Raw genomic sequence first — 23419 nt, 5'->3', positions numbered from 1 at the left:
GACGCCCAGATCATCCCCGCCGTCCTCGGCACCCGCAGCGAACTCCTCGACCTCGGCCACGCCCACCGACTCGCCAAACCCGGGCTGGTCACCGCACTCGAGCTGCGAGACAAAACCTGCACCTACCCTGGGTGCCGAATACCGGCCGCCTGGACCGACACCACCTCATCCACTGGGCCAACCACGGACCGACCACCGAATGGAACATGGCCTGCGTCTGCCGGCACCACCACACCGTCATCCACCGCCACGGACACATCGGAACAGTCACCCCCACCGGGGTCACCTGGACGCGCGCCGACGGCACCCCCATCGGCAACCAACCACGCCACAACGACACCTCACCTGCCGCGACGGCGACGCCTGCCACGACGACCACGACCACGACGACCACAGCAGCGACAGGGAACACGACGGCGGTCGCGACAACGACGACCACGCCCACAGTGGCAACTGCGTCAGCGACGGCGGCAACGACGATGGACGGGCCGACGCTCTCGATAGGCGTAGACGCCCGCACTCCGGCCCAGCCGGCCGAACGTAAGAAGCTGAGCAGCGCCCCACTCACCGTCACCACCCAGTAGCAAGCGCGGGCGACAGCGAAGGCACCCCAGGCGCACTATCGCAGTGGCGCTGCGCGGCCATTGCGCCCACGCTGGGCACGACCATGACTCCTCTGGAGACGGGCGGGCACTAGCGGCACTCCATGGTCGAAGCAGCGCGCGCCTCCGAGGAGCCGCCCGTCGGCGAAGTACCTCGCCATGCGATCAAAGGGGGCTGCGGCTCTGAGCGACGCGCCGCACAAGCCCGACGGGCGCCCATCCTGACGCGGATCATCCGGCTGTCACGCTGTCGCATTTCGGTCAGGCCCGATATATCCACACTCTTGTCTGCAGACCGCATCTGCACATGGGGCCCTGGAACCACCTGCCGCCGATCCACCATGTAGCCGTGGATCGGGGTCTAGGAGGCGTGCACGGGCGCTCCCTACTCTGCGATTCATGGCAACACAGACGGAACCACCACCCGCGCCCGCTCGTAACCGGCTCGCGGCGCTGGGACCAGGCATCCTCATGGCCTCGGCCGCCATCGGGGCCTCGCACTTGGTCTCCTCGACGCAGGCCGGGGCGGTCTTCGGTTGGCAACTGGTGGGATTGGTGATCATCGCCAATCTCTTGAAGTACCCGTTCTTCCGGTTCGGGCCGCAGTACACCGCCGAGACCGGCCGCAGCCTGGTCGAGGGATACGCGCTGAAGGGCAAGGCGTACCTGTGGGTGTTCTTCATCCTGTGCGCCGTCTCGTCGGTCATTTCGACCGCCGGCGTCGGGTTGCTGACCGCCGCGATCCTCGCGCACGCGGTCCCCGAGGGCTGGCCGATCGGGGTGCCCGAACTGGCCGGCATCGTCATGGCATCGGTGCTGCTCCTGCTGCTCGGCGGCAAGTACAAGGCGCTCGACGCCCTGAGCAAGGTGATCGTCATCGTGCTGTCGATCACGACGGTCATCGCCGTCATCCTCGCCGCCAGCCAGGGCGCGCAGGCTCAGCCCGGCTTCGAGGGCCCCTCGCCCTGGTCGCTGGCCTCCCTGGCCTTCCTCATCGCCCTCATGGGCTGGATGCCCGCGCCCATCGAGATCTCCGCGCTGAACTCGCTGTGGATCAAGGCCAAACAGCAGGCCCGCAAGGTGCACCCCAAGGACATCATCTTCGACTTCAACACCGGCTACATCGTCTCGGCCATCCTCGCGCTGTTCTTCGTGGCGCTCGGCGCGCTCGTGCAATACGGCACCGGCGTCGAGGTACCGACCGTCGGCGGCGCGTACGTCGCCCAGCTCATCGGCATGTACGGCGCCACGATCGGCACCTGGGCCATCCCCCTCATCACGATCGTCGCGTTCTTCGCCATGTACGGCACGACGATCACCGTCGTCGACGGTTACGCGCGGGCCAGCGCCGAATCCGTGCGCCTACTGCGGGGCCAGTCGGCGATGTCGCGCCGAGCCATCAGCCTGTGGATCATCGCCATCGCCCTCATCGGCCTGGCCATCATCATCTGGATGAGCGGCTCCCTGGCCACGATGCTTCGGTTCGCGATGATCAGCGCCTTCCTCACCGCACCGGTCTTCGCCTGGCTCAACTACTCCCTCGTGCGCGACCGGCACGACCTCTCCCCGGTGCTGCGCTGGCTCTCCTACGCCGGGTTCGTGTTCCTCTTCGGGTTCACGGCCCTCTTCATCGCCAACCTCCTGGGCTTCCTGGGCTGACCGCCCGGGCGCGATGCGGGCGCTGCCTGACTTCGACCGGCCCGGCCGGATTGTTGTGGGGGTGAACTAATGACGTGCCCCTCCGGGGGTCGACCACCCCAGGGCGCTGACCTGCGGCAACGCTGAGCGCCCCGAGCGCTTCGAGGGGGGCACGTCATTAGTTCACCACAAACCCAAATGCAAGCCGCGGCTGTGCGACTACGCCAGCCGGACCGAGGTCCCGGGCATGCCACGTGACATGTCCGGGACCTCAGCCCTTGACGCAGACGATCGTGTCGAGCTTGCTGACGACCTCGACCAGCGGCGAGTCACCCTGGGTCTGCGCGGCGATGACGGCCCCGAGATCCTTGTAGGCGCTAGGGATCTCGTCGAGCACGCCGGCATCCTTGCGGCACTCCACGCCCGCGGTCTGGGCCTCCAGGTCCTCGACCGTGAACGCCTTGCGCGCCTTGTTGCGCGACATCCGCCGACCCGCGCCGTGCGACGCCGAGCACAGCCCCGCCTCGTTGCCCAGGCCGCGCACGATGTACGAGCCGGTGGCCATCGAGCCCGGAATGAGCCCCAGGTCGCCGCGGCCCGCCCGGATCGCGCCCTTGCGAGTCACGATGACGTCGACTCCGTCGTAGGTCTCCTGCGCCACGTAGTTGTGGTGGCAGGTCACCCGCTCCCCGAAGCCGACACCCGGGAAGGCGCCCCGCACGACATCCTCGACGAGCGCAAGCATCACCTCCCGGTTGAGCCGCGCGTACGTCTGCGCCCAGTACAGGTCGTGCAGGTAGGCGTCCATCTCCGGCGTGCCGGCCAGGAACACCGCGAGGTCGCGGTCGGGCAGGTCGAGGTTGTGCTCCAGCCCCTTGGCGGCGGAAATGTGCCGGTCCGCCAACTCCTTGCCGATGTTGCGCGACCCGGAGTGCAGCATCAGCCAGACGGCCTGCGCCTCGTCGAGCATCACCTCGATGAAGTGGTTGCCGCCGCCGAGGGTGCCGCACTGCGCGACCGCCCGACCGTGCCGCTCACCGATGCCCGGCGCCCGCAACGAGCCGAAGCCCCGCAGGTGCTCATCGACTCGAGAGGTCAGCCCCGGGTCGTGCCGTACGTCGGCGTGCCCGTCGTGGGCGTTCCAGCCCACCGGCACCGCCGCCTCGATCGCCGAACGCAGCGGTCCCAGGTCGTCGGGCAGGTCCGAGGCGGTGAGGCTGGTGCGCACCGCGGCCATCCCGCACCCGATGTCGACGCCGACCGCGGACGGGCTGACCGCCCCGTGCATCGCGATGACCGAGCCGACCGTGGCGCCCTTGCCGAAGTGCACGTCGGGCATGACGGCGAGGCGGTGCGTCCAGGGCAGCGCCGCGACATTGCGCAGTTGCTCCTGGGCGGCGGGCTCGATGTCGGCCGGGTCAGCCCACATGGCAACAGCGGCCCCGGAGGAGTGCGGCAGGTCGGTCGGAAACTGGACAGTAGTCACGAGGACCAAGTGTGCGCAGCGCCCCAGGCCGAGTCACCTGGTTTTCGGCGCTGCCGCTCGCGCCGCCGCCGCCCCGCCGCGGCCCCGGGCCGCCGACCGTTGCGCTCCCTGCGTTGCGTTGTGGTCGCGACAGCAACGCAACGCAGCGGGCGCGACCGTCGAGAATGGGAGCCAAGCTTCGGGCGGCACGGGTGGGGCCAGGCGCGCGCTTCGCGGCACTAGCCCGCTGCCGGGAAGCGGCGGGCGTGTCAGGATCGGGGGCATGCCCACCGACGACTCCCCCTGGCCGCAGACCCCCGATCTCCCAGGGCACGAGCCCGCCCGCCATGTCACGTTCCTGCACGGGCTGGGTGGGTCGCCGCTGTCGTGGGAGGAGCAGGTGTCGAAGCTCCCGCGGGACCTGCCGGCCGTCGCGCCCTGGCTCAAGGGGATGCGCCCAGGCGGCAACGACGAGTTCACCCTCGCCGGGGCGGTCGGCGACGTGCTGCTGAGCCGGCAGCTCGACGGGGTGAGCACCGGCGCGCTCGTGGGGCACTCCCTGGGCGCGATGGTCGCCCTGCAATGCGCGCTCGACGACCCCGATTCGGTCTCCCACCTGGTGTTGGTCGCCGGGCAGGCGCGCCCGCCCAAGGCCGTGATGCAGCTGCAGCGGGTGGCGCTGAAGTTCGTCTCCAAGCGGCGGCTCGCGGCCCAGGGCGTCAGCAAGGAAAACCTGATGGAGGCGCTGCGGGACGGCAGCCAGTTCGACGCTCAGGGCTCGCTGGACCAGATCCGCTGCCCGACCCTCGTCGTCTACGGCTCCCGGGACCGCCCCAACCAGCCCGCCGCCAAGCACATGGCCGCGGCCATCCCCCGCGCTCGCCTGGAGATCGTCGAGGGCGCCGGCCACGACGTCATGCGCGACGCCACGCCGACCTTCAACGCCCTGCTCTACGACTTCCTCGGCCACCCCCTGCCCGGCTGACCGCGCCGAGCGCCGCCGACCCGGAGAGGAGCGCCGCAGTGATCTACCGGCTCATCGCCGACGCCGCGATGACGGCGCACTTCGGCTTCCTGGTGTTTCTCGTGGTCGGCGGCTTCCTGGCCTGGCGGTGGCGCTGGCTGATCTGGCCGCACCTGGCCGCCGCGGCCTGGGGCGGCGGCACGGTCGTCTTCGGATTCCCTTGCCCCCTCACGGATCTGGAGAATTGGGGGCGCTCGATGGCCGGAGGGCAGACGCTCACCTCCTCCGGCTTCATCGACCACTACCTCACCGGAGTCGTGTATCCGGCCGAGCACCTCGAGCTCATCCAGGCCGGCGTCGCGGTGATCGTGCTCGCCTCATGGATCGGCCTGGCCGCCCGCGTCACCCGAGCGCCCAAGCCCTGACCCCAATGGGCGCGCCGGGTCACACGGCGCGCAGGTCGCAGTGGAAGCCCTTGCGGAAGGTCTCGTGGATGGTCCACGTCGTCTCGTCTCCGGGAAAGAAGGCGCCGGCGACACCGGGTTCCAGCTCCAGCACCTGCCCGGTGCTGAGCTCGACGGTGGCGCGCCCCGCCACCACCACGAAGTACTCCTCCCAACCGAACGTGAAGGAGAAGGCACCGGGGTCGGCCTCGAACACGCCGCGCTCCAGCAGGCCGTCGTCGCTGCGCCACATCAGCCCGGACCTGGGCCGTGGCGCGCCGGCGAGGATCCGTCCGGGGATCTGCTCGCTGAGCTGCAATTCCACGTCGGTCGTGGCGACGGCGAAGGCACCCGACGTCGTGGGCGCGTTCACAGCGGGCCCAGCCAGACGTTGGGGTCGGTGCTGGAGGGGCCGGTGCGGCCGATCATCCCGGTCGCCCGCATCTCCTGCGCAACGGCGTGGTCGTTGCTGTCGCCCGACCCGGCCAGCGAGGCCTCGATGGACCGCACGTCGTCGCCCGCCTTGTTCTGGCTCAGCTTGTAGCCGCCCTCAACGCGATCGGCGACGATCCGGAACCCGATGATCCCGCGGATCATCGAGCGGTACTGGCCGGACGCCAGGTCCGCGACCGTCCACGCCTTGCTGCCCGGACGCTGGTCGCTCTCGAACTGGGCGACGGTGCGCTTCAGGATTGTGTGCAGCTCGGCATCGGTGGCGCGGTGGAACGTGCCGGAGACGTGCACGGCGGTGTAGTTGACCGTCGGGGCGCTGCGGTCCACGTGATACAGGCTGGGATGCACGTAGGCGTGGGCTCCGGGGAAGATCGCGAGCACCCGGGCGCCGTCCTCGAGGCTCGTCAGCGCCTCGTTGCGGATGGCGCAGTGGCCGACGAGCCCCGTGGGAGCCGCCTCGTCGTCGACGAGCATCGGAGTGTGAGTGGCCGCCAGGCCGGTGCCGGCGCTGACCAGGATGCCCAACGGGTTGCGCCGCACGTGGTCGTAGGCGCGCTCCGCCGCGTCGTCGCGGAACTCAACGGGCTGATACACAGAGGGTCTCCTCGTACTCGGTGGCGATCTCGGTCGCGATGTCGGTCGCGATGTCGGTCGCGATGTCGGTGGCGATCTCGACGGGCGTCTTTGTGTGGATGCTCAGGCCGGTCTGGCCGGGCAGGATGTCGTCCTTGAGGACGTCGCGGTCGTAGTCGCCGAAGTTCTGGAAGCGGTAGGCGATCGGGTCGGTCTCCTCGATCGCGGTGACCGCGGATCGCACAGTGTTCACGGCGTTCGCGTAGCCGTGCTCGCCCAGGCGGTCGGCGCTGTCGATGCAGACCAGGGGCAGCACGGAGAAGCCCGTGTACCAGAGGGTGCCGTGCAGCAGCCCGAAGAGCACCTCGTCGAGCTGGCCGCTGATCCCCCGCGGCCCGACGGCGTAGTCGGCGCTGCCGCAGGAGGTGATGACCAGGGCCCGCTTGCCGGCCATGTTTCCCTCGCCATAGCGCAGCGTGCGGCGCCGGTCGTGCGGGTCGCGCACCCGGTAGGCGTAGCCCTGCACGAAGACCCGGTCGAAGTAGCCCTTGAGCATCGCCGGCATGCCGTACCACCACAGCGGGAAGTGGAAGATCACGGCGTCCGCCCAGGCCAGCTTCTCCTGCTCCGCGACGATGTCGGCTGCGAGCGTGCCGCCCTCGTAGGCCTTCTGCGACTCGCCGCCGACGCGCAGCGGGCCGTCGATGTCGTGACCGTAGTCGGCAGCGGTGACGAGCGGGTTGAAGTTCATCGCGTACAGGTCGGACACCCGCACTTCGTGGCCCTGCGCCTGCAGCGCCTCCAGGCCCTCGCGGTGCAGAGAGTGGGTGAGGGACTGCTGCTCGGGGGATACGACCACCCAGAGAATCTTCATGGTGTTTCCTTTTCGTCAGTCGCTATGCGCGGGTTCGCCGCACGCTCTGCAACCAGTTTGGGTCCGGCCCAGGCCCCCGTTCTAGTGGCCCGCGGGCCAGATAGTGCAAGAATCGGGCCATGAGCGCTCCCGCCGGGCCAGGCCGCCACCGCATCGTGACGCTGGTGCGCGATGGCGTCATCCCCCTGGAGGTCGGCATTCCGCATCGACTCTTCGGCCAGGCACGATCCATCGACGGCGAGCCGCTGTACGAGGTGCTGACCGCGGCCCTGCAGCCCGGGCCGGTGCGCGCGGAGGCCGACTTCTGCCTCGACGTCCGCCACGGCGCCGAGGCGCTGAGCGAGGCGGACACGGTCATCGTGCCGGCCGCACCGGAGGACTACGACCCACAGACCCAAGGCCGGATCTCGGACGAGCTGCGCCAGGCTCTCGCGACCATTCGGCCCGGCGCGCGCGTCGCGTCGATCTGCACGGGCGCGTTCGTGCTCGCGGCCGCCGGGATCCTCGACGGGCACCGCGCGACGACCCATTGGAAGAACGCCCCGGACTTCGAGCGCCGGTTCCCGCAGGTGGATCTCGACCCCACGGTGCTCTTCACCGACTGCCACAACGTGCTGACCTCGGCCGGTGTCGCCTCGGGGCTCGACCTGTGCATCCACATGATCCGCTCCGACCACGGGGCGGCGGTCGCGAACGAAGTCGCGCGCGGCACGATCATCCCGCCGCACCGCGAGGGCGGTCAGGCGCAGTACATCCAGCGCCCGGTGCCGGAGCCGGCGTCATCGAACGTGAGCCGGGCCCGGGCATGGGCGTTGGACCATCTCGACCGTCCGATCACGCTCGATGAGCTCGCCCGCACCTGCGCGATGAGTAAGCGCACGTTCACGCGCCGGTTTCGGGAGGAGACCGCGCTCTCCCCCATGCAGTGGCTCGGTGAGCAGCGTATTATGCGCGCGCGAGAGCTGCTGGAGACCTCCGACCTGACGGTCGATCGCATCGCCGCCCAGGCAGGTTTCGGCTCCGGGGCGGCCTTCCGGCAACTCTTTCGAGCGAGCCTCGGAGTCAGCCCGCAGACCTACCGCACGACTTTCCGCGACCCGAGCCTCGCCGCCCCTGCCTCCTGACCCCGCCCCCTTTTCGCCGCAGAGCGCCCCGCCTCTCCCGCCGATCGTCGAGAAGTGGGCTAGCGCAGGTGCTGGTGCAGGGGCCAGTGACGTATGCGCTTGGGGCGGGCGGGTGCGTAGGTGCGCATCTTGCTGGTGCTCAGCCCCAGGGACACCAGCGACTCGGCGAGTTTGACTGCGGCGGTGACGCCTTCGACGACGGGAGCTCCCCCGGTGGCGTCGTGCACCGCCTCCGCCAGGCCGGCCATGCCGCCGCAGCCGAGCACGATGACCTCGGCCCGGTCCTCCTGCACGGCGCGGCGGGCCTGCGCGGCGATGACCTGCACGGTCCGCTCCGGCGACTCCTCCAACTCCAGCACCGACAGGCCGGAAGCCCGCACCGAGGCGCACCGGCTCATCAGCCCGGCCAGCAGCAACCGATCTTCGATGAGCGGCACGGTGCGGTCCAGCGTCGTGACCACCGAGTAGCGGTGCCCGAGCAGCATCGCCAGCTGCGCAGCCGCTTCGGTGATGTCGACGACCGGCACGTCGAGTAACTCCTGCAGGCCCTCGCGGCCGTGTTCGCCGAAGCCGGCCTGGATCACCGCGTCGTAGGGCCCGTCGTAGGCGAGCACCCGGTCCAGGACGGCGATCGCGGCCAGGTAGCTCTCGACGTTGCCCTCGACCGATTCGGCTCCGACGAACGGGGTCAGCGCGACGATCTCGGTGCCCGGCGCGGCCACGGCGCGGGCGGCCGCACCGATCGCGGCGGTCATCGACTCCGTAGTGTTGACGTTGACGACGAGGAAGCGCATCACGCCACGCTGTCACGGTCGCCGTGACCCACAGCGTTGCCAGCGGCCACAGCGTCACCGGCGGGCAGGAACCGACGACAGGCCGGCCAATGCCGCATGAGCAGCCAGTAGGTGAGGCCGGCGGGTAGGAGGCTGGCGTACCAGCCGATCGCCGGGATGGCGAAGGCCACCGCGACCCCCACGACCGTCGCGATCAGCGCGGCCGGGTTCACCCCGCGGTACGGACCGTCGGCGTCGTAGAGCGCGGTCAGGTCGAGTTGGCGGCGCCGCACGATGTAGTAGTCCGTCACGAGCACCGCGAAGATCGGGCCGAGGAAGGCCGAGTACGTCTGCACGAAGACCTGCAGGCCGGCGGCCGACTCGTCCCGCACCAACAGCCACGGGAACGTCGCGAATGCCAGGAATCCGACGACGACGGCGGCCGCGCGGAAAGGCATCTTGAAGACGTCCATCAGCACATAGGTCGGCGGCACGACATTGTTCAACACATTGGTCGTGACCTGAGCGAACGCGATGAACAACAGGGTCACCACCATGAGCAGGGTGTTGTCGACGGCGTTGGCGAACACCTGGATGGGGTCGACGACGCCGGTGGCGCTGGAAACCATGAGGCCGATGAGCCCCATGAACACAGTGACCGGCAGGATCGACATCGCGTAGATCGTCACGAGCAGACCCGGGCTGGTGCCGTGCGCGTGCTCGCGGGAGTAGTCGCTGACGTTGAGCATCATCGTGGCGTAGATGCCGAGGAAGAGCATCGTGGCATTCCAGAACGGCAGCCCCCACGTGCCGTCGGTGGCGACCAGCGACTCCTGGATCTGGGCACCGTACCGGTTGATGACGCTGAAGAACATATACACCAAAGCCACGAGAATGAACGCGGCACCGATGTTCTCGAGCCACTTGATTCCGTGGAATCCGAAGATCGACAGCAGGATCTGCAGCAGCTGGAAACCGATGAAGAATGCCACGAGATTGTCGAAGCCGAACAGGGTGGCGCTGACCTGGTTGAGGGCGGCCGCGCCGATCCAACTCTGGAACCCGAACCACACCAGGGCCGGCACCGCCCGAATGAACCCCGGGATGCGGGTGCCGGAGAAGCCGAAGGCGCTGCGGGCCTGCACCATGAACGGGATGCCGTAGCGGTAGCCGGCAGCACCGTTGACGGCCAGGCCGACTCCGATGATGAAGCAGCCGATGGCCATGGCCACGACGGATTGGGTGAGGTTCAGCGTGCCGACCAGGCTCGATCCCATCGTGAAGGTACCGATGGAGACGCACCCCCCGAGCCAGGCCAGCAGGTAGGAGACCTTGCCCATGATGCGTTTCTGCTGCGGCGCCAGGCTCTCCTGACCCACGCCCTTGTCGGTGACGACATCGACACCAGATGGGTTTGTTACGTGATTGTTGCCGCTGCTTGACAATGTCATAACGCCCTCCAGAACTGCCGACCGCACACGCCGACGACGAAACACATTAGATTGTGAATCTGGCACGGATAACCGTCGGCGTCCACCAAATCAGGGCGCAATGGGTGAAGATATATTCGCGCCCGACTGCACACCATCTGGTGCAGCCGGGCGCGCGTGAGAGTCGGGTGCGGGTCAGGCCGGCATCAAGCCAAGGTCGCTGTGTCGATGACGAAGCGGTAGCGCACGTCGGAGCCCAGCACCCGCTCGTAGGCCTCGTTGACCTGGTCGGCGGAGATCACCTCGACCTCCGCACCGATGCCGTGCTCGCCGCAGAAGTCCAGCATCTCCTGAGTTTCTGCGATGGAGCCGATCATCGACCCGGCCAGCGTGCGCCGCTGCGTGATGAGCGCGAACGCCGGCACCTCCATGGGGTGCTCGGGGGCGCCGAGCTCGACGAGGGCCCCGTCGGTCTTCAGCAGCTTGAGGTACTGGCTGAGGTCGAGGTTGGCCGAGACGGTGTTGAGAATGAGGTCGAAGCGGCCCCGCAGGTCTTGGAACGTCGACTCGTCGGAGGTCGCGTAGTAGTGGTCGGCGCCCAGGCGCAGGCCGTCTTCCTGCTTCTTCAGCGACTGGGACAGCACGCTGACCTCCGCACCCATCGCGTGGGCGAGCTTGACGCCCATGTGGCCCAACCCGCCGAGGCCGATGACCGCGACCTGCTTACCGGGCCCGGCACCCCAATGGGCCAGCGGGGAGTAGGTGGTGATGCCGGCGCACAGCAGCGGCGCGGCCTCGTCCAACGGCAGGTTGGCCGGGATGCGCAGCACGTAGTTCTCGTCGACGACGAGATGCGTCGAGTAGCCGCCGGCGGTGGGCAGGCCGTCGCGGCCCGTGCCGTTGTAGGTGCCGACGTTGCCTTGAGGCAGTAGTTGTCGAGCCCGGCGCGGCAGTTCACGCACTCGCGGCAGGAGTCGACGAAGCAGCCGACGCCGACGTGGTCGCCGACGGCGTACTTGGTGACGCCGGAACCGACGGCGCTGACCACGCCGGCAATCTCGTGCCCGACGACCATCGGGTACTCGATCGAGCCCCACTCGGCGCGCACGGTGTGGATGTCGGAGTGGCAGATGCCGGCGAACTTGATGTCGATGAGCACCTCGTGCTCGCCGACCTCGCGCCGCTCGATCGTCGTGCGCTCCAGCGGAGCGTCTGGGGCGAGCGCCGCGATGGCATTGACCTGCATGGAGATTCCCCTCGGGCTTGAGACTGGGAGGTGGTCGGCCTCAGGCTACGCCTGGCGCGCGGCCCGACCGGGCACCGCCCAAGCCCCCATCACTCGCCCGGGCGCCAGACGACCAGGGCCTGGGAGCGGGCGGCGGGGCGGGAGGGCCGCTGCCCGGCGCGCACGGCGACGACGTCGCCGGCGCGCCCGGCAGCAAAGACCCGCTGGGTGTGGTGCGCGGCCGCGCGCAGCTGCGCGTTCTCGGCCTCCAGCTCGGCCAGTCGCCCGCGCATCGCGTCGACCTGCAACTCCAACGCCAGGATGCGCTGGATGCCGGCGAGGCTGACGCCCTCGTCTTGGGAGAGTCGCTGCACCTCGCGCAGCCGCGCGATGTCGCGGGAGGAGTAGCGCCGCCCGCCGCCGCGGGTGCGCGAGGGAGTGACGATGCCGAGCCGGTCGTACTGACGCAGCGTCTGGGCGTGCATGCCCGCCAGTTCGGCCGCCACCGAGATGACGAACACCGGGGCGTCGTCGTCGTGGGTGAATCCGCGGGCGGGCGCCATCATCAGTCGCTCCTTGCCTTGCGGAACACCTCGGCGCGCGGATCGTGGCCCGCGTCGGCCCGCTGCAGCGTCTCAACGGCGGCCTTGCTGGCCTCGTCCAACCGCTGCGGCACCTGCACCAGCACCCGGGCCAGCAGGTCGCCGGCCCCGTCCTTCTTCGGCACGCCGCGGCCTTTGACGCGCAGCGTGCGCCCCGACGGGGTACCCGGCGCGATCTTGACCTTGACGTTGGTGCCATCGAGCGTCGGCACCGCCACGGTGGCGCCGAGGGCGGCCTCGGCGAAGGTCACCGGCAGGTCGACCACGAGGTTGTCACCGTCGCGGGTGAACACCGAGTGCGGGTTGACGGAGATCTTCAGCAGCAGGTCACCGGCGGGCGCCCCGGCGGTCATGGCCGGCTCGCCCTTGCCGGCGAGCCGGATCGTGGCGCCGTCCTTGACCCCCGAGGGGATGCGCGCGGTAATCGGTTTGCCACCGACCCCGTTGACGCGGACGGTGTCGCCCATCACGGCCTGCCGGAAACTCATCGTGGCGGTCGCGTGCACGTCCCGGCCCTTGCGCGGAGCCCGGCGGGCCCCGCCGTAGCTGCCGGCACGATCGCGGGTACCGGCGAACCCGCCTCCGGCCCCGCCGTGCCCGGCCTGCTGGCCGAACATCGACAGCAGGTCCTCCAGGTCGGGGGCCTCGCCGGCGTAGGCGCGGCCGCCGGGCTGCCCACCGGGCGTCCCGAACCGCGGATCGCCTTGGGCGCCGCCCTGACCGAAGAGGTTGGAGAAGATGTCCTCGAAGCCGGCGTTGCCGCCTCCGCCCGGACCACCGGCGGTGAACCGGGGCCCGCCGCTGCGCATCGCGCGGATCGCGTCGTACTGCTTGCGCTGCTCGGCGTCGGAGAGCACCGCGTAGGCCTCCCCGATCTCCTTGAACCTCTTCTCGGCCGCGGCGTCACCAGGCTTGCTGTCCGGGTGGTACTCGCGGGCCAGCTTGCGGTACGCCTTCTTGATCGCGTTCGCGTCAGCGTCGGACGCGACCCCGAGGACGGCGTAGAAGTCCTTCTCGAACCAGTCCTGACTGGCCAATGTCCCCTCCTTCGCTGATCGCAGGAATGTGTGTGGTTGCTGCGCCTGCCCGCCGGGGCCCGGTCACTGGGACCGGGCCCGGCGGGGCGCAGGTGGTGGTGCTCAGGTCGGGTCCGCCACGGCCACCAGGGCCGCGCGCACCACGTGGTCACCGATCTTGTACCCCGGCTGCATGACCTGCACGACGGTCGTCGTGGTCGTGCCCGGAGCCAGCTCGGCCTGGGTGTGCATGACGGCCTCGTGGACCATCGGGTCGAAGGCGTCGCCCGGCTGCCCGTAGCGCTGCACTCCGTACTTGCCGAGGATCGCCTCGAGCTTCTCGGCGATCTTCGCGAACGGCCCGCCCTCGAGCTCGCCGTGCTGGCGCGCGAGGTGAACCTCGTCGAGCACCGGCAGCATCGCCTCGACGACGCCGGCGACAGCGCGCTGCTTGGCGACATCGCGGTCGCGGTCGACGCGCCGCTTGTAGTTGACGTACTCGGCCTGCAACCGCTGCAGGTCCTGCCGCAGTTCGGTCGCGAGCACGGTGTCGGGGTGCTGGCCGTCGGCGTCACCGGCCGGCTCCGGCTGCTCTGTCGTCGCGCTCTTGCGCGCCGGGTCGCTGCCCTTGGGTGCGTCGGCGTAGGCGGCCCGCGCGGCCGCCGCGGAGGCGTGGCTGTGAGCCGGAGAGGTCGGGCGGTGTCCCCGCTCGTCTTCGCCGGGCCAACCGCCGGGGGCTGCCGGCTCGGCCTCTTCGTGCTGGCGTCCAGGTAGGTCGTCGCCCACGGCACCGCCGAAGGCGTCGTCGCCGCTGGAGCGCGGATTGCCGTCGGTCATGCTCGCTGCCTCCTGCGCGTCGTTGGTTGCTCGGGTCTGCGCGGTGCCGGTGGCACCGTCGCGTAGGTCTCCAGTGTGCGGATCCAGGCGGCGCTTGTCGCGGACGACGTAGCGCGCCTGCTCGTCATGGCTGTCGATGATGTCTCCCAGGTGCTCTAGTGTCCCTTCGGCAGCGGGGCCGCCGGCACTGATGCCGACGGCCCCGCCGATCGCCGATCAGGTCACTTCTTGTCCTGGGTCTTGTCTTGCGGCTCGTCCTCGACGACCTCGGCGTCGACGACATCGTCGTCACTACCGGGGCTCTTCTCGCCGGCCGGACCGGACTGGGTGCCGGCGTCGGGGCCCGGCTGGGCACCCTCTCCGGCCTGCTGCTCGGCCTGAGCGGCGGCGTACATCGCCGAGCCCATCGCCTGGCTGACCTCGTTGAGCTTGGTCACCTTGGCGTTGAGGTCCTCGGCCGAGGCAGCCTCGTCGCCGGTCTTGGCAAGTGCGGCCTTGAGGTCGGCCAGCGCCTCCTCGACGGGCGTCTTGGTGTCCGCGGGAACCTTGTCACCGTTGTCGGCGAGGAACTTCTCGGTCGAGTAGACGACCTGCTCGGCCGTGTTACGGGCCTCGGCCTCCTCGCGACGCTTCTTGTCTTCCTCGGCGTGCGCCTCGGCCTCCTTGACCATGCGCTCGATCTCCTCTTTCGGCAGCGCGGAGCCACCGGAGATCGTCATCGACTGCTCCTTGCCCGTGCCGCGGTCCTTGGCGGATACGTGCACGATGCCGTTGGCGTCGATGTCGAAGGTGACCTCGACCTGCGGCACGCCGCGCGGGGCGGGTGCGATGCCGGTGAGCTCGAAGGTGCCGAGCGGCTTGTTGGCGCTGGCCAGCTCGCGCTCGCCCTGGAAGACCTGGATGAGCACCGAGGGCTGGTTGTCGTCCGCGGTCGTGAAGACCTCGGAGCGCTTGGTCGGGATGGCCGTGTTGCGCTCGATGAGCTTGGTCATCAGACCACCCTTGGTCTCGATGCCCAGGGACAGCGGGGTGACGTCGATGAGGAGGACGTCCTTGCGCTCGCCCTTGAGAACGCCGGCCTGCAGCGAGGCGCCGATAGCGACGACCTCGTCGGGGTTGACGCCCTTGTTGGGCTCCTTGCCGCCGGTCAGCTCCTTGACCAGGTTGGTGACGGCCGGCATGCGGGTCGAGCCACCGACGAGGACGACGTGGTCGATGTCGCTGACCGAGATACCCGCGTCCTTGATGACCTGGTGGAAGGGCGCCTTGCAGCGGTCCAGCAGGTCTTGGGTCATCTTCTCGAACTGCGCACGGGTGATCGTCTCGTCGAGGTGGATCGGGCCGTTCTCGCTCATCGACAGGTACTGCAAAGAAATGTTGGTGCTCGTCGCGGTCGAGAGCTCCTTCTTCGCCTGCTCCGCGGCGTCACGCAGACGCTGCATCGCGATCTTGTCGTTGGCCAGGTCGACGCCGGTGTTGTTCTTCACCGTGGTGAGCAGGTGCTTGACGATCCGGTCGTCCCAGTCGTCGCCACCGAGCTTGTTGTCACCGTGGGTGGCGCGCACCTGGATGGTGGAGAAGCCGTCCTCCGGGTCCTTGCCGACCTCGAGGAGGGAGACGTCGAACGTGCCGCCGCCGAGGTCGAAGACGAGGATGAGCTCGTCCTCCTTGCCCTTGTCGAGGCCGTAGGCCAGGGCCGCCGCGGTCGGCTCGTTGACGATGCGCAGCACGTTGAGGCCTGCGATCTCGCCGGCCTCCTTGGTGGCCTGGCGCTCGGCGTCGTCGAAGTACGCCGGGACGGTGATGACCGCGTCGGTGACAGGCTCACCGAGGTAGCTCTCCGCGTCGCGCTTGAGCTTCATCAGCGTGCGGGCGCTGATCTCCTGCGCCGAGTACTTCTTGCCGTCGATGTCTTCGGACTTCCAGTCGGTGCCGATGTGGCGCTTGACCGAGCGGATGGTGCGGTCGACGTTGGTGACCGCCTGGCGCTTGGCGATCTCGCCGACGAGAACCTCGCCGTTCTTGCTGAAGGCGACGACGGACGGGGTGGTGCGACCGCCTTCGGCGTTCGCGATGATGGTCGGCTCGTTGCCCTCGAGGACAGAGACGGCCGAGTTGGTGGTGCCGAGGTCGATGCCTACTGCACGAGCCATGTGGTGATGCTCCCTTGTTGGTGAGGTGGCTGCCCGGCACGCGCGCGTCGATCGCTGACGCGTGCCGGCCAGATCTGGTGGTCTGAGCTGTCCGCCGCAAAGTTGCGGTGCCGTCGCTCAATCTCGTCGGCCGCACGGCCGGTGTCAAGTGGAGGCTCTGCAAAGTTGCGCTTACTCGACTCAACTCTTGTATGCGGGGGATCATTCCCAGATCCGGGAGGAGTTTCTGGCGTCGTGCGGTGTAGGTTCCGCCGTAACTTGTCGTTGTCCAGGTTTCTTGTCGTCGGCGTGTCGTTGTCCGGGGATCTTGTCGCGAGGTGGACCCTGGAGCCGTGGCCAGGGAGAAGCCGGGAAGGCTGGTCGAGGTCCGCTACACGTCCCGAGACGGCGAGGACGTCGTGACGACTTGGGATGCTGTCCGAGCGGACCTGGTGGTGCGCGGGCTCCCGGTTCGCCGGTTCGGGTCGTACGCGGGGATGGGTCACTACCCGGGCTGGTGGTGGGCGGCGACGATGGGTGACCTGGTCGGGTACGAGAGCCTGCTCGAACGGGACCGGCTCATGCTGGCTGACTTCGACCAGGACGTGGTCGCCGTAGCCAGTCAACCGTTCGGGCTCGCCGGTCGTGATGGCGACGTCGTGCGCCGACATGTCCCGGACTACCTGCTGCAACGACGTGATGGGTCGGTCGAGGTGGTCGACGTCAAGCCCGGACATCTGGTCGACAAGCCAGAGGTCGCCGAAGTTCTCGGCTGGACGGGCCGGGTGCTTGCTGAACGAGGGTGGCGCTACTCGGTGTGGTCCGGCACCGACTCGCGTCGGTTGACCAACGTCCGGTTCCTGGCTCAGGGGCGCCGGGCACACCTGGTGGACCCCGGAGCCACGATCCAGCTCCATCGCCACGGCGCCGTGGACCGGTCACTGGGCGAGTCGCTCAGGGCCGCGAGCCGCGCCACCGACTACACGGCGCACGCCCTGCGGGCAGCGATGGTTGGCCTCCTTTGGCACCAGGCGTGGGAGATCGACCTGGATGAGCCCCTCAGCTCGGCGACGCGGATCGATCGCGTCCGGGAGGTGTCCCGAGGGTGACAGGGTCCTTGCTTGAGGTCCGGGTCGGCACTCGACTGTGGTTCGACGGCGAGGGCTGGGCCGTCTGCGAGGTCCGCGGCACGTCTGTGCGTCTGCAGGGAGACGGTGGACGGTATCGGACAGCTGCGGTGACGGACCTGCTCGAAGGTGCCTCCGGACTGGACCCCGACAGTCACGCCGTCGATGCAGGGCAGCGGGACCTCCTGTCAGCTATCGGCCTGGAGTCCTTGACCCTCAAGCAGCGCACCCGGTTGGAGGCGGAGGTGGAGATCTTCGCTGAGCTGCTCGCGGTTCGAGGAGCTGACGAGGCGCCCGCCCGGATGCGCTCAGCGGCCACGAAGCTGGGGTTGTCGCTGCGAACGGTGCAACGGCGCCTGCGCCGGTTCGACGAGCTGGGCCCGGCCGGGCTGATCGATGAGCGGCTCCTGAAGGACACCAGGCGCAGCGTCGATCCCCGCTGGGATGATGCGTGCACCGAGGTCCTCTCCCGCTATACCAACCGGTCCACACCCTCGCAGCAGACGGTCATCCGGGAGACGAACCGGGTGTTCCTGGAGTCGGTACCCGACGGCGTAGTACCCACCCGGTCGGTGGCCTACGAACGCGTTGTCGAGCTGGACGCCGGCCGGCACACGTTCGGGGACGCTCCGCGGCGTCGTTCGGTTGCCAAGCGCCCGCAGGGTGTCCTGGGGCAGCTGCGTCCGAACCGTCCCGGTGAGTACGTGCTGATGGACGGGTACAAGCTGGACGTGTTCGCGATGGAGCCGGTGACGATGCGGTGGGTGAACACCGAGCTTACGTTGGCGATGGACCTGTACGACCGCTCCGTGAAAGGCCTGCGTCTGCGCCCGGTCGCGGCGAAGTCGGCGGACGTGGCCAGCGTGCTGCTGCAGTGCCTGACCCCGCAGCAGTGGGGACGGAGACCCGACTCCCCGTCAGGTCCGTACGCCGGCGTCCCGGAACACGTGGTCCTGGGGTCGGTCGGGGTGTTCCCGGACACCATCGTCATCGACCACGGCAAGGTGTACCTGTCTGAGCACACGATGGGGGTGTGCCGCCGGTTGGGGATCTCGGTGCAGCCGGCGATCCCGGACAAGCCGACCGACAAACCGGCACTCGAGCGGTTCTTCAAGAGCCTGCGATTGTCCTTGCTGGACAAGCTGTCCGGCTACAAGGGTCCCAACATCGCCTACCGCGGCAAGGACGTCGAGAAGGGCGCGTTCTACTACGTCACCGAGCTGGAGGACCTGATCAGGGAGTGGGTCGGTGACGTCTATCACCTCCGCGCGCACCGGGGGCTGCGGGACCCGTTGCTGCCGAAGGTCGACCTGTCCCCGCAGGAGATGTTCAACCGGGGCATCGAGTTCTCCGGGCTGCTGCGGCTCCCGGCGGCCGAGGACCTGCGGTATGAGTTGATGGAGGTCCAGTGGCGCAAGATCCATCACTACGGCGTCGACATCGACGGGCGCCGGTACGACGGTCCGGGCTTGAACACCTACCGGGCCAGGAGATCGGACTACGGCGGCGCCCATGCCGGGAAGTGGCCGATCCTGGTCGATGTCGACGATGTGCGGGCCGTCTACTTCCAGGACCCGGCCGATAAGAGGTGGCACCGCCTGGAGTGGCGGCTCGCCAGCGGGATCAACGCCCCGTTCAGCAAGGACGCAGCTGACTACACCCGCCGGATCAGCATCGCCGAGCACCGGCACGTCGACCCGCAGCAGGCTGTGGAAGACCTCCTGGCCCGGTGGGGCCGGGAGGAGGTGATGGGCCGCCGAGAACGCAACCTTGCGATCCGGCTGGCCACCCAGCCCAGCAGCCACGTGTTCGACGCAGGCGAGGTGACCGACCGCGCCTCCGTGCCCGGGGTGATCGACCTGCTCACCGCCCGCGAGGCCCGGAAGGCCGCGCCGACGCAGCACCCGGACGACCTGGACGTGTTCGAGCGCTACTACGCCGAGCACCCGGACAGCGAGGTGCTGGAGGTGTTCGACGAATGAGCAACCCGTGGGCCCGGTGGCTGGCCGTGCACGACACCGCCTTGTTCCAGATGTCCCGCAAGGCCGGGTGGGACGCGTTCGTGAACGCGGCTCCCCGGCCGGACTTCCCGACCTTGACCCTCGCCGAGATGGCCGATCTGAGTCCGGAGGAGGCCGAGGACTACGGCGAGGCCCGGGTTGTCTGGAACACCAACCCTCCGACGGTGCGCACCCAGCAGCTCGTCTCGGCCTACCAGGTGATCGATGAGGTGATGGCCTCCAACCGTCGCGATGCGGACAAGTTGCGCGGGTCGGTGGTCATCGACGCCGAGCCGTACCTGGGCAAGACCACGATCGCGACCCGGTACGCTCGCGACTTCCACCGGCGGATCTACCGCCGCTACGGGCACACCACGGCTGAGGGGAATCAGCGGCTGCCGGTGGCGTTCGTGCCGTTGAACGAGGGCATCACCCTCAAGGGCCTGAACCAGAAGCTGTTGGAGTTCTACGGCCACCCTGCGGCCCGTCGCGGCTCACGCACCGAGCTGACCGCACTGGCCATCGACTGCGTCGCCAGCTGCGACACCCGCCTGATCGTCATCGACGAGCTGCACTTCGTCGACTTCGCCGGGCGCCACGGCACCGAGGTGTCCAACCACCTCAAGGGCCTGGCCAACGAGCTACCGGTCACGTTCATCTACGTCGGGGTCGGGCTGCGTGAGCGACGCTTCTTCGACGAAGGTTTGCACGGCGACCAGGCCGTCCTGGCCCAGACCAGCCGGCGGGCTACCCGCTGCCCGGTCGTCCCCTTCTCCACTAGCACCGACGCCGGTGCCCGTGCCTGGGCCACGCTCCTGGCCACCCTGGAACCGCACTACAAGCTGGCGCGGGCCCGCCCGGGGATGCTGACCGACCACGCCGACCTGCTGCACAAACGCACCCAGGGTCGTATCGGGTCGCTGGCGACCCTGCTCGAACGTGCCTGCGCACGAGCAATCACCACAGGGACCGAGGTGCTCGACGCCGACGTACTGTCATCGGTCCGGATCGACAATGCCGCCGAGCATCTCAGCCAGAGCACCTGATCCCCTCCTCCGGCCGGTCACCGGGCGTGCCCGGGCGCGGCTGGTACCGGGCGGGTACGACATCACCCGGCTCCCGCTGGCCGTGCCTCCGGCCGCGGGGGAGCAGCTGGCGTCGTGGCTGGCGCGGTTGGCCCACCGATACAGGCTGCCGGTCTCCGGTCTTCTGAGCGAGCTCGGCGTGGCGGTCGTGGCCGGCCCGGCCGCCCGCGTCGAGGCGCACCTGGCACCGCACGTCCAGACCCTGGCCACCGCGGCGGGGCTCGACTCCCGCCCGCCGGGCACCGACTGCGGCGATGATGCGCTGCCTTCCCAGGTGGCCCGGTACCTGGGCGCCTATCACGGCCGTGGCCAGGTCGCCCCGGACCGGACCCGCTTCTGCCCCTCCTGCCTCGCCGAGACCGGCGGCATCTGGCAGCAGGCCTGGGCGGCACCGCTGAACCTGGTCTGCACGACGCACCGACGGCTCCTGGTCCGCCGCTGCCCGGCGTGCCACCGCGCACGGTTCACCAGCTCGGCATGGATGACCCACGACAACGCCCCCTGGGTCTGCAGCGAACCCGCGCCCGGACAGCACACCCCACGGACCAGGTACCAGGTGTGCGGGCACGACCTGCGCGAAGCCCCCGCACCGCCGGTCGACCAGGACGTGGCAGCTGTCCAGCTATGGCTGCACGCCGTGGCCCGACAAGCCGACGACGATCCGGCACACGTGATCCGGGCCTGCGGGTTCGAGGTGTCCCACGCGGACCTGTTCGACGCCGCCCTGGAGCTCGTCGTCGAACGGCTCGGCGACGTCAAGCACCTGACCCGTCCCGGCCGTGCCACCGGCGACCTGCTGGACGCGGTCCTGGCCGCACGAGCAGTGATCGCACAACCGGACCCGGCCGCCGCGGGAGCAATCGCCGACCGGCACGGGCTGCTGCACCCGGCCGGGCCGGTCACCCCCATCGGCCCCGACCACGTCCTGACCAAACGCCGGCGCAACCCTCTGCTGGCCGCGGTCCGCCTCACCTCCCTGAGAGAGCGACTACCCGCCAGCAGCCAACTGGTCTTCCGCACCGGAAGCGACAACCCGCGCTACCCCTGCCCTACCCAGCACGGTGCGCCCAGCCCGGCGCCGGGACAGGCACGGCTGGCATGGATCCCGCAGCTGCTCTGGCCCGGCACGCTGCACCCGTGGATCCGCGACAGCGACTACCGGGACCGGGCCGCCGCCAGCATGCTGCTGGCCAAGGTCGGCAGCACCCGGCCCTGGCGACTGATCGCGATCGACCTCGGCCTACCGGCCTCGTTCACGGTCCACCCACCGAACCTGGTCCGGCACCTGCGCCGCACCGGCGCCTGGCCATCCGTGCTGCGCCGCCTGGACGAGGTCGCGACCCTCCTGGAGGCCACTCCCCCGCCGATCGACTACCAAAGCCGCCGGTGGATCGCCGCCGACCAGGACCTGCTCGTCGCCGCGGTGAACCACACCCGCAGCCTCCTCTGCGCGTGCCACGGCTGGGTCAGCACCAGCGCCCTGGTCGAACTTTTCTGGTCCGTCTACACCGGCGGTGACCTACGGCTGGCCGCGCCCACCGAGGGAACACTGCTCAACCCCGACCTGTACCACCGCGACGACGAGGAGGGCGCCCACACCGACCCGACCGCCGACCCCGACCTGGCCCGATTCCTGGCCATGGTCGCCACCGCAGTCGCCGAGGCGGCCGGCCACAACCCTGGCGAACCGTTGACGTGGCGACCTCCTTGAAGCAGCCAGTCTCCCGGGCCGGCACGGCCGCCGGTACGAGATGACACCGGGTCAGCGCCGGCGTTGCTGCCATGGTCCGTGCACTGGGACCACTCCACGGTGATCAGCAGGACGGTCAGCATCCTCCTTGCCGAGGACGAACTACCGTCGCAGGCGTTCTCACCGGCTGCTGCGGCCGTCCTGGACAGCACCTACGGCATCACCAACCCCGACCTCCTGGCCCACCTCCTCCCCACCGCGCGCGCCACCTACCAGGCGCTGCGCGGCCTCCCGCACGACAAGCACATCGTCGACCCGCTGGTCCACCGACAGATCCGCCACACCCTCGCCCTCGACACTGAGGACCTATCCAGGCGCGGTCACATCACCTGGGAACTGGACGGGGACCACCGGGCAGCAACCCGAGGCTGAGACCCGCGGCCGCACATCAGCCCTCGTGTGGCAGGTTCTTGAGGGGCGCCTGCAGGACGACGCCACCGTCCCGCGTGAGAGTCTGGCGGTAGACCCCGGTCGTCTCTTGACCGCGTTGTTCGAGGTTCGCATCGATCGCGATCCACGCATCACCGATATCAGAGGGCGGTGTGTCGAAACGGACACTGGCACCGTGCTCGGCTCCCTCGACCCGGACTGCCTCGAGGCCTGGGATGACGCGTGCATCAGAGGTCGGAGCCCCTGCGGTGACGACGATGCTGTCCTCGGAGGTCCCGTCGTACGTGAGCACGATGTCGACGTCGGTGACGCCGTTCTTGGCCAGCTGGTCCCGTACTCGCGGCAGTAGATCGGCGACCGCGTCGCCGATCTCCGACTCATCAGCCACGAAGGTCTGCAGGGCTGCCAGTTGCAAGGTAGGTAGCGTGCCGAGCTCGAGGTTGTTCATGATCGTTCGGTGTCCTCTCTGGAGAGCGGTGAGGCGCTTTCGCACCTCCTTCAGACGCGCTGAGTCCTCGTCGATCTGGGCCACGAGCTCGTTCTCACGAGCTCGCAGGAGCTCCTTGAGTCGCCGCTCCGAGAGTTGCCCACCGAGAAGATCATTGATCGCGTCGAGGCTGAAGCCGACGGCTCTCAATGACGCTATCGCCCGAACCCGGCCAACTTGATTCCGCGCGTACCGGCGGTAGCCGGTGAACTCATCGACGGAGGCCGGCGCGAGCAGACCTACCTCTTCCCAGTGCCGCAGCATCCGCCGGGACACCCCGGTCACGTGCGCCATATGTCCGATACTCAGCATGTCGACAGCCATCTGACGCCCTTCCACAGTGTCAAGGTCAACACATGCCCTGGGCGCCCGTCCCCGGAGGGCGGGCGGTCGGCATCACGTGGTTGCTATCCTCCTCACCATGTTCCG

At 69.2% G+C, this 23419-nt stretch carries 21 protein-coding genes and 1 pseudogene; 10 read left to right on the top strand and 12 right to left on the bottom strand.

Going from position 1 to position 23419, the window contains the following annotated elements; all coding sequences use genetic code 11:
- Nucleotides 1–131: 131 nt before the first annotated feature.
- A complete protein-coding gene (locus KILIM_RS23340; RefSeq protein WP_006593201.1) occupies nucleotides 132–584 on the top strand; it encodes an HNH endonuclease signature motif containing protein in 453 nt (150 codons plus the stop codon).
- A gap of 417 nt (nucleotides 585–1001) precedes the next feature.
- Nucleotides 1002–2261 (top strand): NRAMP family divalent metal transporter, encoded by a 1260-nt coding sequence (locus KILIM_RS13170; protein WP_051988786.1) that lies wholly within the window; start codon nucleotides 1002–1004, stop codon nucleotides 2259–2261.
- 250 nt (nucleotides 2262–2511) lie between these two features.
- Here KILIM_RS13170 and KILIM_RS13165 read toward each other — a convergent pair whose 3' ends face one another.
- On the bottom strand, nucleotides 2512–3735 hold the full coding sequence (locus KILIM_RS13165) for an RtcB family protein (RefSeq protein WP_006593199.1): 1224 nt from the start codon (nucleotides 3733–3735) through the stop codon (nucleotides 2512–2514).
- A 253-nt stretch (nucleotides 3736–3988) separates the two neighbouring features.
- Here KILIM_RS13165 and KILIM_RS22460 point away from each other — a divergent pair, with 253 nt between their 5' ends.
- Together KILIM_RS22460 and KILIM_RS13155 are read left to right on the top strand one after the other, a co-directional pair.
- The gene (locus tag KILIM_RS22460; RefSeq protein WP_006593198.1) at nucleotides 3989–4690 is read left to right on the top strand and encodes an alpha/beta fold hydrolase; all 702 of its coding nucleotides are present in this window, start codon (nucleotides 3989–3991) and stop codon (nucleotides 4688–4690) included.
- Nucleotides 4691–4728: 38 nt separating this feature from the next.
- On the top strand, nucleotides 4729–5094 hold the full coding sequence (locus KILIM_RS13155; RefSeq protein ID WP_006593197.1) for a DUF2784 domain-containing protein: 366 nt from the start codon (nucleotides 4729–4731) through the stop codon (nucleotides 5092–5094).
- A 19-nt stretch (nucleotides 5095–5113) separates the two neighbouring features.
- Here the strand turns inward: KILIM_RS13155 and KILIM_RS13150 are convergent, their stop codons facing one another.
- The 3 genes from KILIM_RS13150 to KILIM_RS13140 are packed head-to-tail and all read right to left on the bottom strand — an operon-like array spanning nucleotide 5114 to nucleotide 7012.
- Nucleotides 5114–5485, bottom strand: a complete 372-nt coding sequence (locus KILIM_RS13150; protein ID WP_006593196.1) for a cupin domain-containing protein — start codon at nucleotides 5483–5485, stop codon at nucleotides 5114–5116.
- Nucleotides 5482–6159 carry an FMN-binding negative transcriptional regulator gene (locus KILIM_RS13145; RefSeq protein ID WP_006593195.1) on the bottom strand — a complete coding sequence of 226 codons (678 nt, stop codon included), beginning with the start codon at nucleotides 6157–6159 and terminating at the stop codon, nucleotides 5482–5484. Before KILIM_RS13145 ends, KILIM_RS13150 begins: the two co-directional genes overlap by 4 nt.
- Nucleotides 6143–7012: an NAD(P)H-dependent oxidoreductase gene (locus KILIM_RS13140; RefSeq protein WP_006593194.1), complete on the bottom strand. Its 870-nt coding sequence runs from the start codon at nucleotides 7010–7012 to the stop codon at nucleotides 6143–6145. The genes KILIM_RS13145 and KILIM_RS13140 overlap by 17 nt, the downstream gene beginning before the upstream one ends.
- A gap of 119 nt (nucleotides 7013–7131) precedes the next feature.
- Here KILIM_RS13140 and KILIM_RS13135 point away from each other — a divergent pair, with 119 nt between their 5' ends.
- On the top strand, nucleotides 7132–8136 hold the full coding sequence (locus KILIM_RS13135) for a GlxA family transcriptional regulator (protein ID WP_006593193.1): 1005 nt from the start codon (nucleotides 7132–7134) through the stop codon (nucleotides 8134–8136).
- Nucleotides 8137–8195: 59 nt separating this feature from the next.
- Here the strand turns inward: KILIM_RS13135 and KILIM_RS13130 are convergent, their stop codons facing one another.
- From KILIM_RS13130 to dnaK, 7 genes and pseudogenes are all read right to left on the bottom strand, one after another.
- Nucleotides 8196–8930 carry an aspartate/glutamate racemase family protein gene (locus tag KILIM_RS13130; RefSeq protein ID WP_006593192.1) on the bottom strand — a complete coding sequence of 245 codons (735 nt, stop codon included), beginning with the start codon at nucleotides 8928–8930 and terminating at the stop codon, nucleotides 8196–8198.
- On the bottom strand, nucleotides 8930–10360 hold the full coding sequence (locus KILIM_RS13125) for an NCS1 family transporter (RefSeq protein WP_006593191.1): 1431 nt from the start codon (nucleotides 10358–10360) through the stop codon (nucleotides 8930–8932). The genes KILIM_RS13130 and KILIM_RS13125 overlap by 1 nt, the downstream gene beginning before the upstream one ends.
- Before the next feature lie 185 nt (nucleotides 10361–10545).
- A pseudogene (locus tag KILIM_RS13120) lies at nucleotides 10546–11585 on the bottom strand (NAD(P)-dependent alcohol dehydrogenase).
- 89 nt (nucleotides 11586–11674) lie between these two features.
- Entirely contained in the window at nucleotides 11675–12130 is a 456-nt protein-coding gene (locus KILIM_RS13115; protein WP_006593189.1) for a heat shock protein transcriptional repressor HspR, read from the bottom strand.
- A complete protein-coding gene (locus tag KILIM_RS13110) occupies nucleotides 12130–13203 on the bottom strand; it encodes a DnaJ C-terminal domain-containing protein (protein WP_006593188.1) in 1074 nt (357 codons plus the stop codon). Before KILIM_RS13110 ends, KILIM_RS13115 begins: the two co-directional genes overlap by 1 nt.
- A gap of 102 nt (nucleotides 13204–13305) precedes the next feature.
- Nucleotides 13306–14019, bottom strand: coding sequence for a nucleotide exchange factor GrpE (gene grpE / locus KILIM_RS22455; protein ID WP_006593187.1), 714 nt, complete (start codon nucleotides 14017–14019; stop codon nucleotides 13306–13308).
- A 221-nt stretch (nucleotides 14020–14240) separates the two neighbouring features.
- On the bottom strand, nucleotides 14241–16172 hold the full coding sequence (dnaK, locus tag KILIM_RS13100; protein WP_006593186.1) for a molecular chaperone DnaK: 1932 nt from the start codon (nucleotides 16170–16172) through the stop codon (nucleotides 14241–14243).
- A gap of 398 nt (nucleotides 16173–16570) precedes the next feature.
- Between dnaK and KILIM_RS13095 the strand changes: the two genes are divergently transcribed.
- From KILIM_RS13095 to KILIM_RS13075, 5 genes are all read left to right on the top strand, one after another.
- Nucleotides 16571–17260, top strand: a complete 690-nt coding sequence (locus KILIM_RS13095; RefSeq protein ID WP_255247650.1) for a TnsA-like heteromeric transposase endonuclease subunit — start codon at nucleotides 16571–16573, stop codon at nucleotides 17258–17260.
- 128 nt (nucleotides 17261–17388) lie between these two features.
- On the top strand, nucleotides 17389–19260 hold the full coding sequence (locus KILIM_RS13090) for a TnsB C-terminal domain-containing protein (RefSeq protein ID WP_010148344.1): 1872 nt from the start codon (nucleotides 17389–17391) through the stop codon (nucleotides 19258–19260).
- Nucleotides 19257–20324, top strand: coding sequence for a TniB family NTP-binding protein (locus tag KILIM_RS13085; protein WP_006593183.1), 1068 nt, complete (start codon nucleotides 19257–19259; stop codon nucleotides 20322–20324). Before KILIM_RS13090 ends, KILIM_RS13085 begins: the two co-directional genes overlap by 4 nt.
- Nucleotides 20293–22074 carry a TniQ family protein gene (locus KILIM_RS13080; RefSeq protein ID WP_006593182.1) on the top strand — a complete coding sequence of 594 codons (1782 nt, stop codon included), beginning with the start codon at nucleotides 20293–20295 and terminating at the stop codon, nucleotides 22072–22074. Before KILIM_RS13085 ends, KILIM_RS13080 begins: the two co-directional genes overlap by 32 nt.
- A gap of 99 nt (nucleotides 22075–22173) precedes the next feature.
- The gene (locus KILIM_RS13075) at nucleotides 22174–22485 is read left to right on the top strand and encodes a hypothetical protein (RefSeq protein ID WP_237707530.1); all 312 of its coding nucleotides are present in this window, start codon (nucleotides 22174–22176) and stop codon (nucleotides 22483–22485) included.
- Nucleotides 22486–22501: 16 nt separating this feature from the next.
- Here the strand turns inward: KILIM_RS13075 and KILIM_RS13070 are convergent, their stop codons facing one another.
- On the bottom strand, nucleotides 22502–23284 hold the full coding sequence (locus KILIM_RS13070) for a MerR family transcriptional regulator (protein ID WP_010148347.1): 783 nt from the start codon (nucleotides 23282–23284) through the stop codon (nucleotides 22502–22504).
- Nucleotides 23285–23419 lie beyond the last annotated feature (135 nt).

The organism is Kineosphaera limosa NBRC 100340 (genome assembly GCF_000298215.1).
Lineage (GTDB): Bacteria > Actinomycetota > Actinomycetes > Actinomycetales > Dermatophilaceae > Kineosphaera > Kineosphaera limosa.
Note: the sequence above shows the minus strand (reverse complement) of the source record. Positions and strands in the feature narration are given on the sequence as shown.

Excerpts from the sequence above, each read along its gene's own strand:
- KILIM_RS13170 (WP_051988786.1), top strand. The coding sequence starts at position 1,002 with ATGGCAACACAGACGGAACCACCACCCGCGCCCGCTCGTAACCGGCTC.
- KILIM_RS22460 (WP_006593198.1), top strand. The coding sequence starts at position 3,989 with ATGCCCACCGACGACTCCCCCTGGCCGCAGACCCCCGATCTCCCAGGG.
- KILIM_RS13140 (WP_006593194.1), bottom strand. The coding sequence starts at position 7,012 with ATGAAGATTCTCTGGGTGGTCGTATCCCCCGAGCAGCAGTCCCTCACC.
- KILIM_RS13135 (WP_006593193.1), top strand. The coding sequence starts at position 7,132 with ATGAGCGCTCCCGCCGGGCCAGGCCGCCACCGCATCGTGACGCTGGTG.
- KILIM_RS13130 (WP_006593192.1), bottom strand. The coding sequence starts at position 8,930 with ATGCGCTTCCTCGTCGTCAACGTCAACACTACGGAGTCGATGACCGCC.
- KILIM_RS13125 (WP_006593191.1), bottom strand. The coding sequence starts at position 10,360 with ATGACATTGTCAAGCAGCGGCAACAATCACGTAACAAACCCATCTGGT.
- KILIM_RS13115 (WP_006593189.1), bottom strand. The coding sequence starts at position 12,130 with ATGATGGCGCCCGCCCGCGGATTCACCCACGACGACGACGCCCCGGTG.
- grpE (WP_006593187.1), bottom strand. The coding sequence starts at position 14,019 with ATGACCGACGGCAATCCGCGCTCCAGCGGCGACGACGCCTTCGGCGGT.
- dnaK (WP_006593186.1), bottom strand. The coding sequence starts at position 16,172 with ATGGCTCGTGCAGTAGGCATCGACCTCGGCACCACCAACTCGGCCGTC.
- KILIM_RS13085 (WP_006593183.1), top strand. The coding sequence starts at position 19,257 with ATGAGCAACCCGTGGGCCCGGTGGCTGGCCGTGCACGACACCGCCTTG.
- KILIM_RS13080 (WP_006593182.1), top strand. The coding sequence starts at position 20,293 with ATGCCGCCGAGCATCTCAGCCAGAGCACCTGATCCCCTCCTCCGGCCG.
- KILIM_RS13070 (WP_010148347.1), bottom strand. The coding sequence starts at position 23,284 with ATGGCGCACGTGACCGGGGTGTCCCGGCGGATGCTGCGGCACTGGGAA.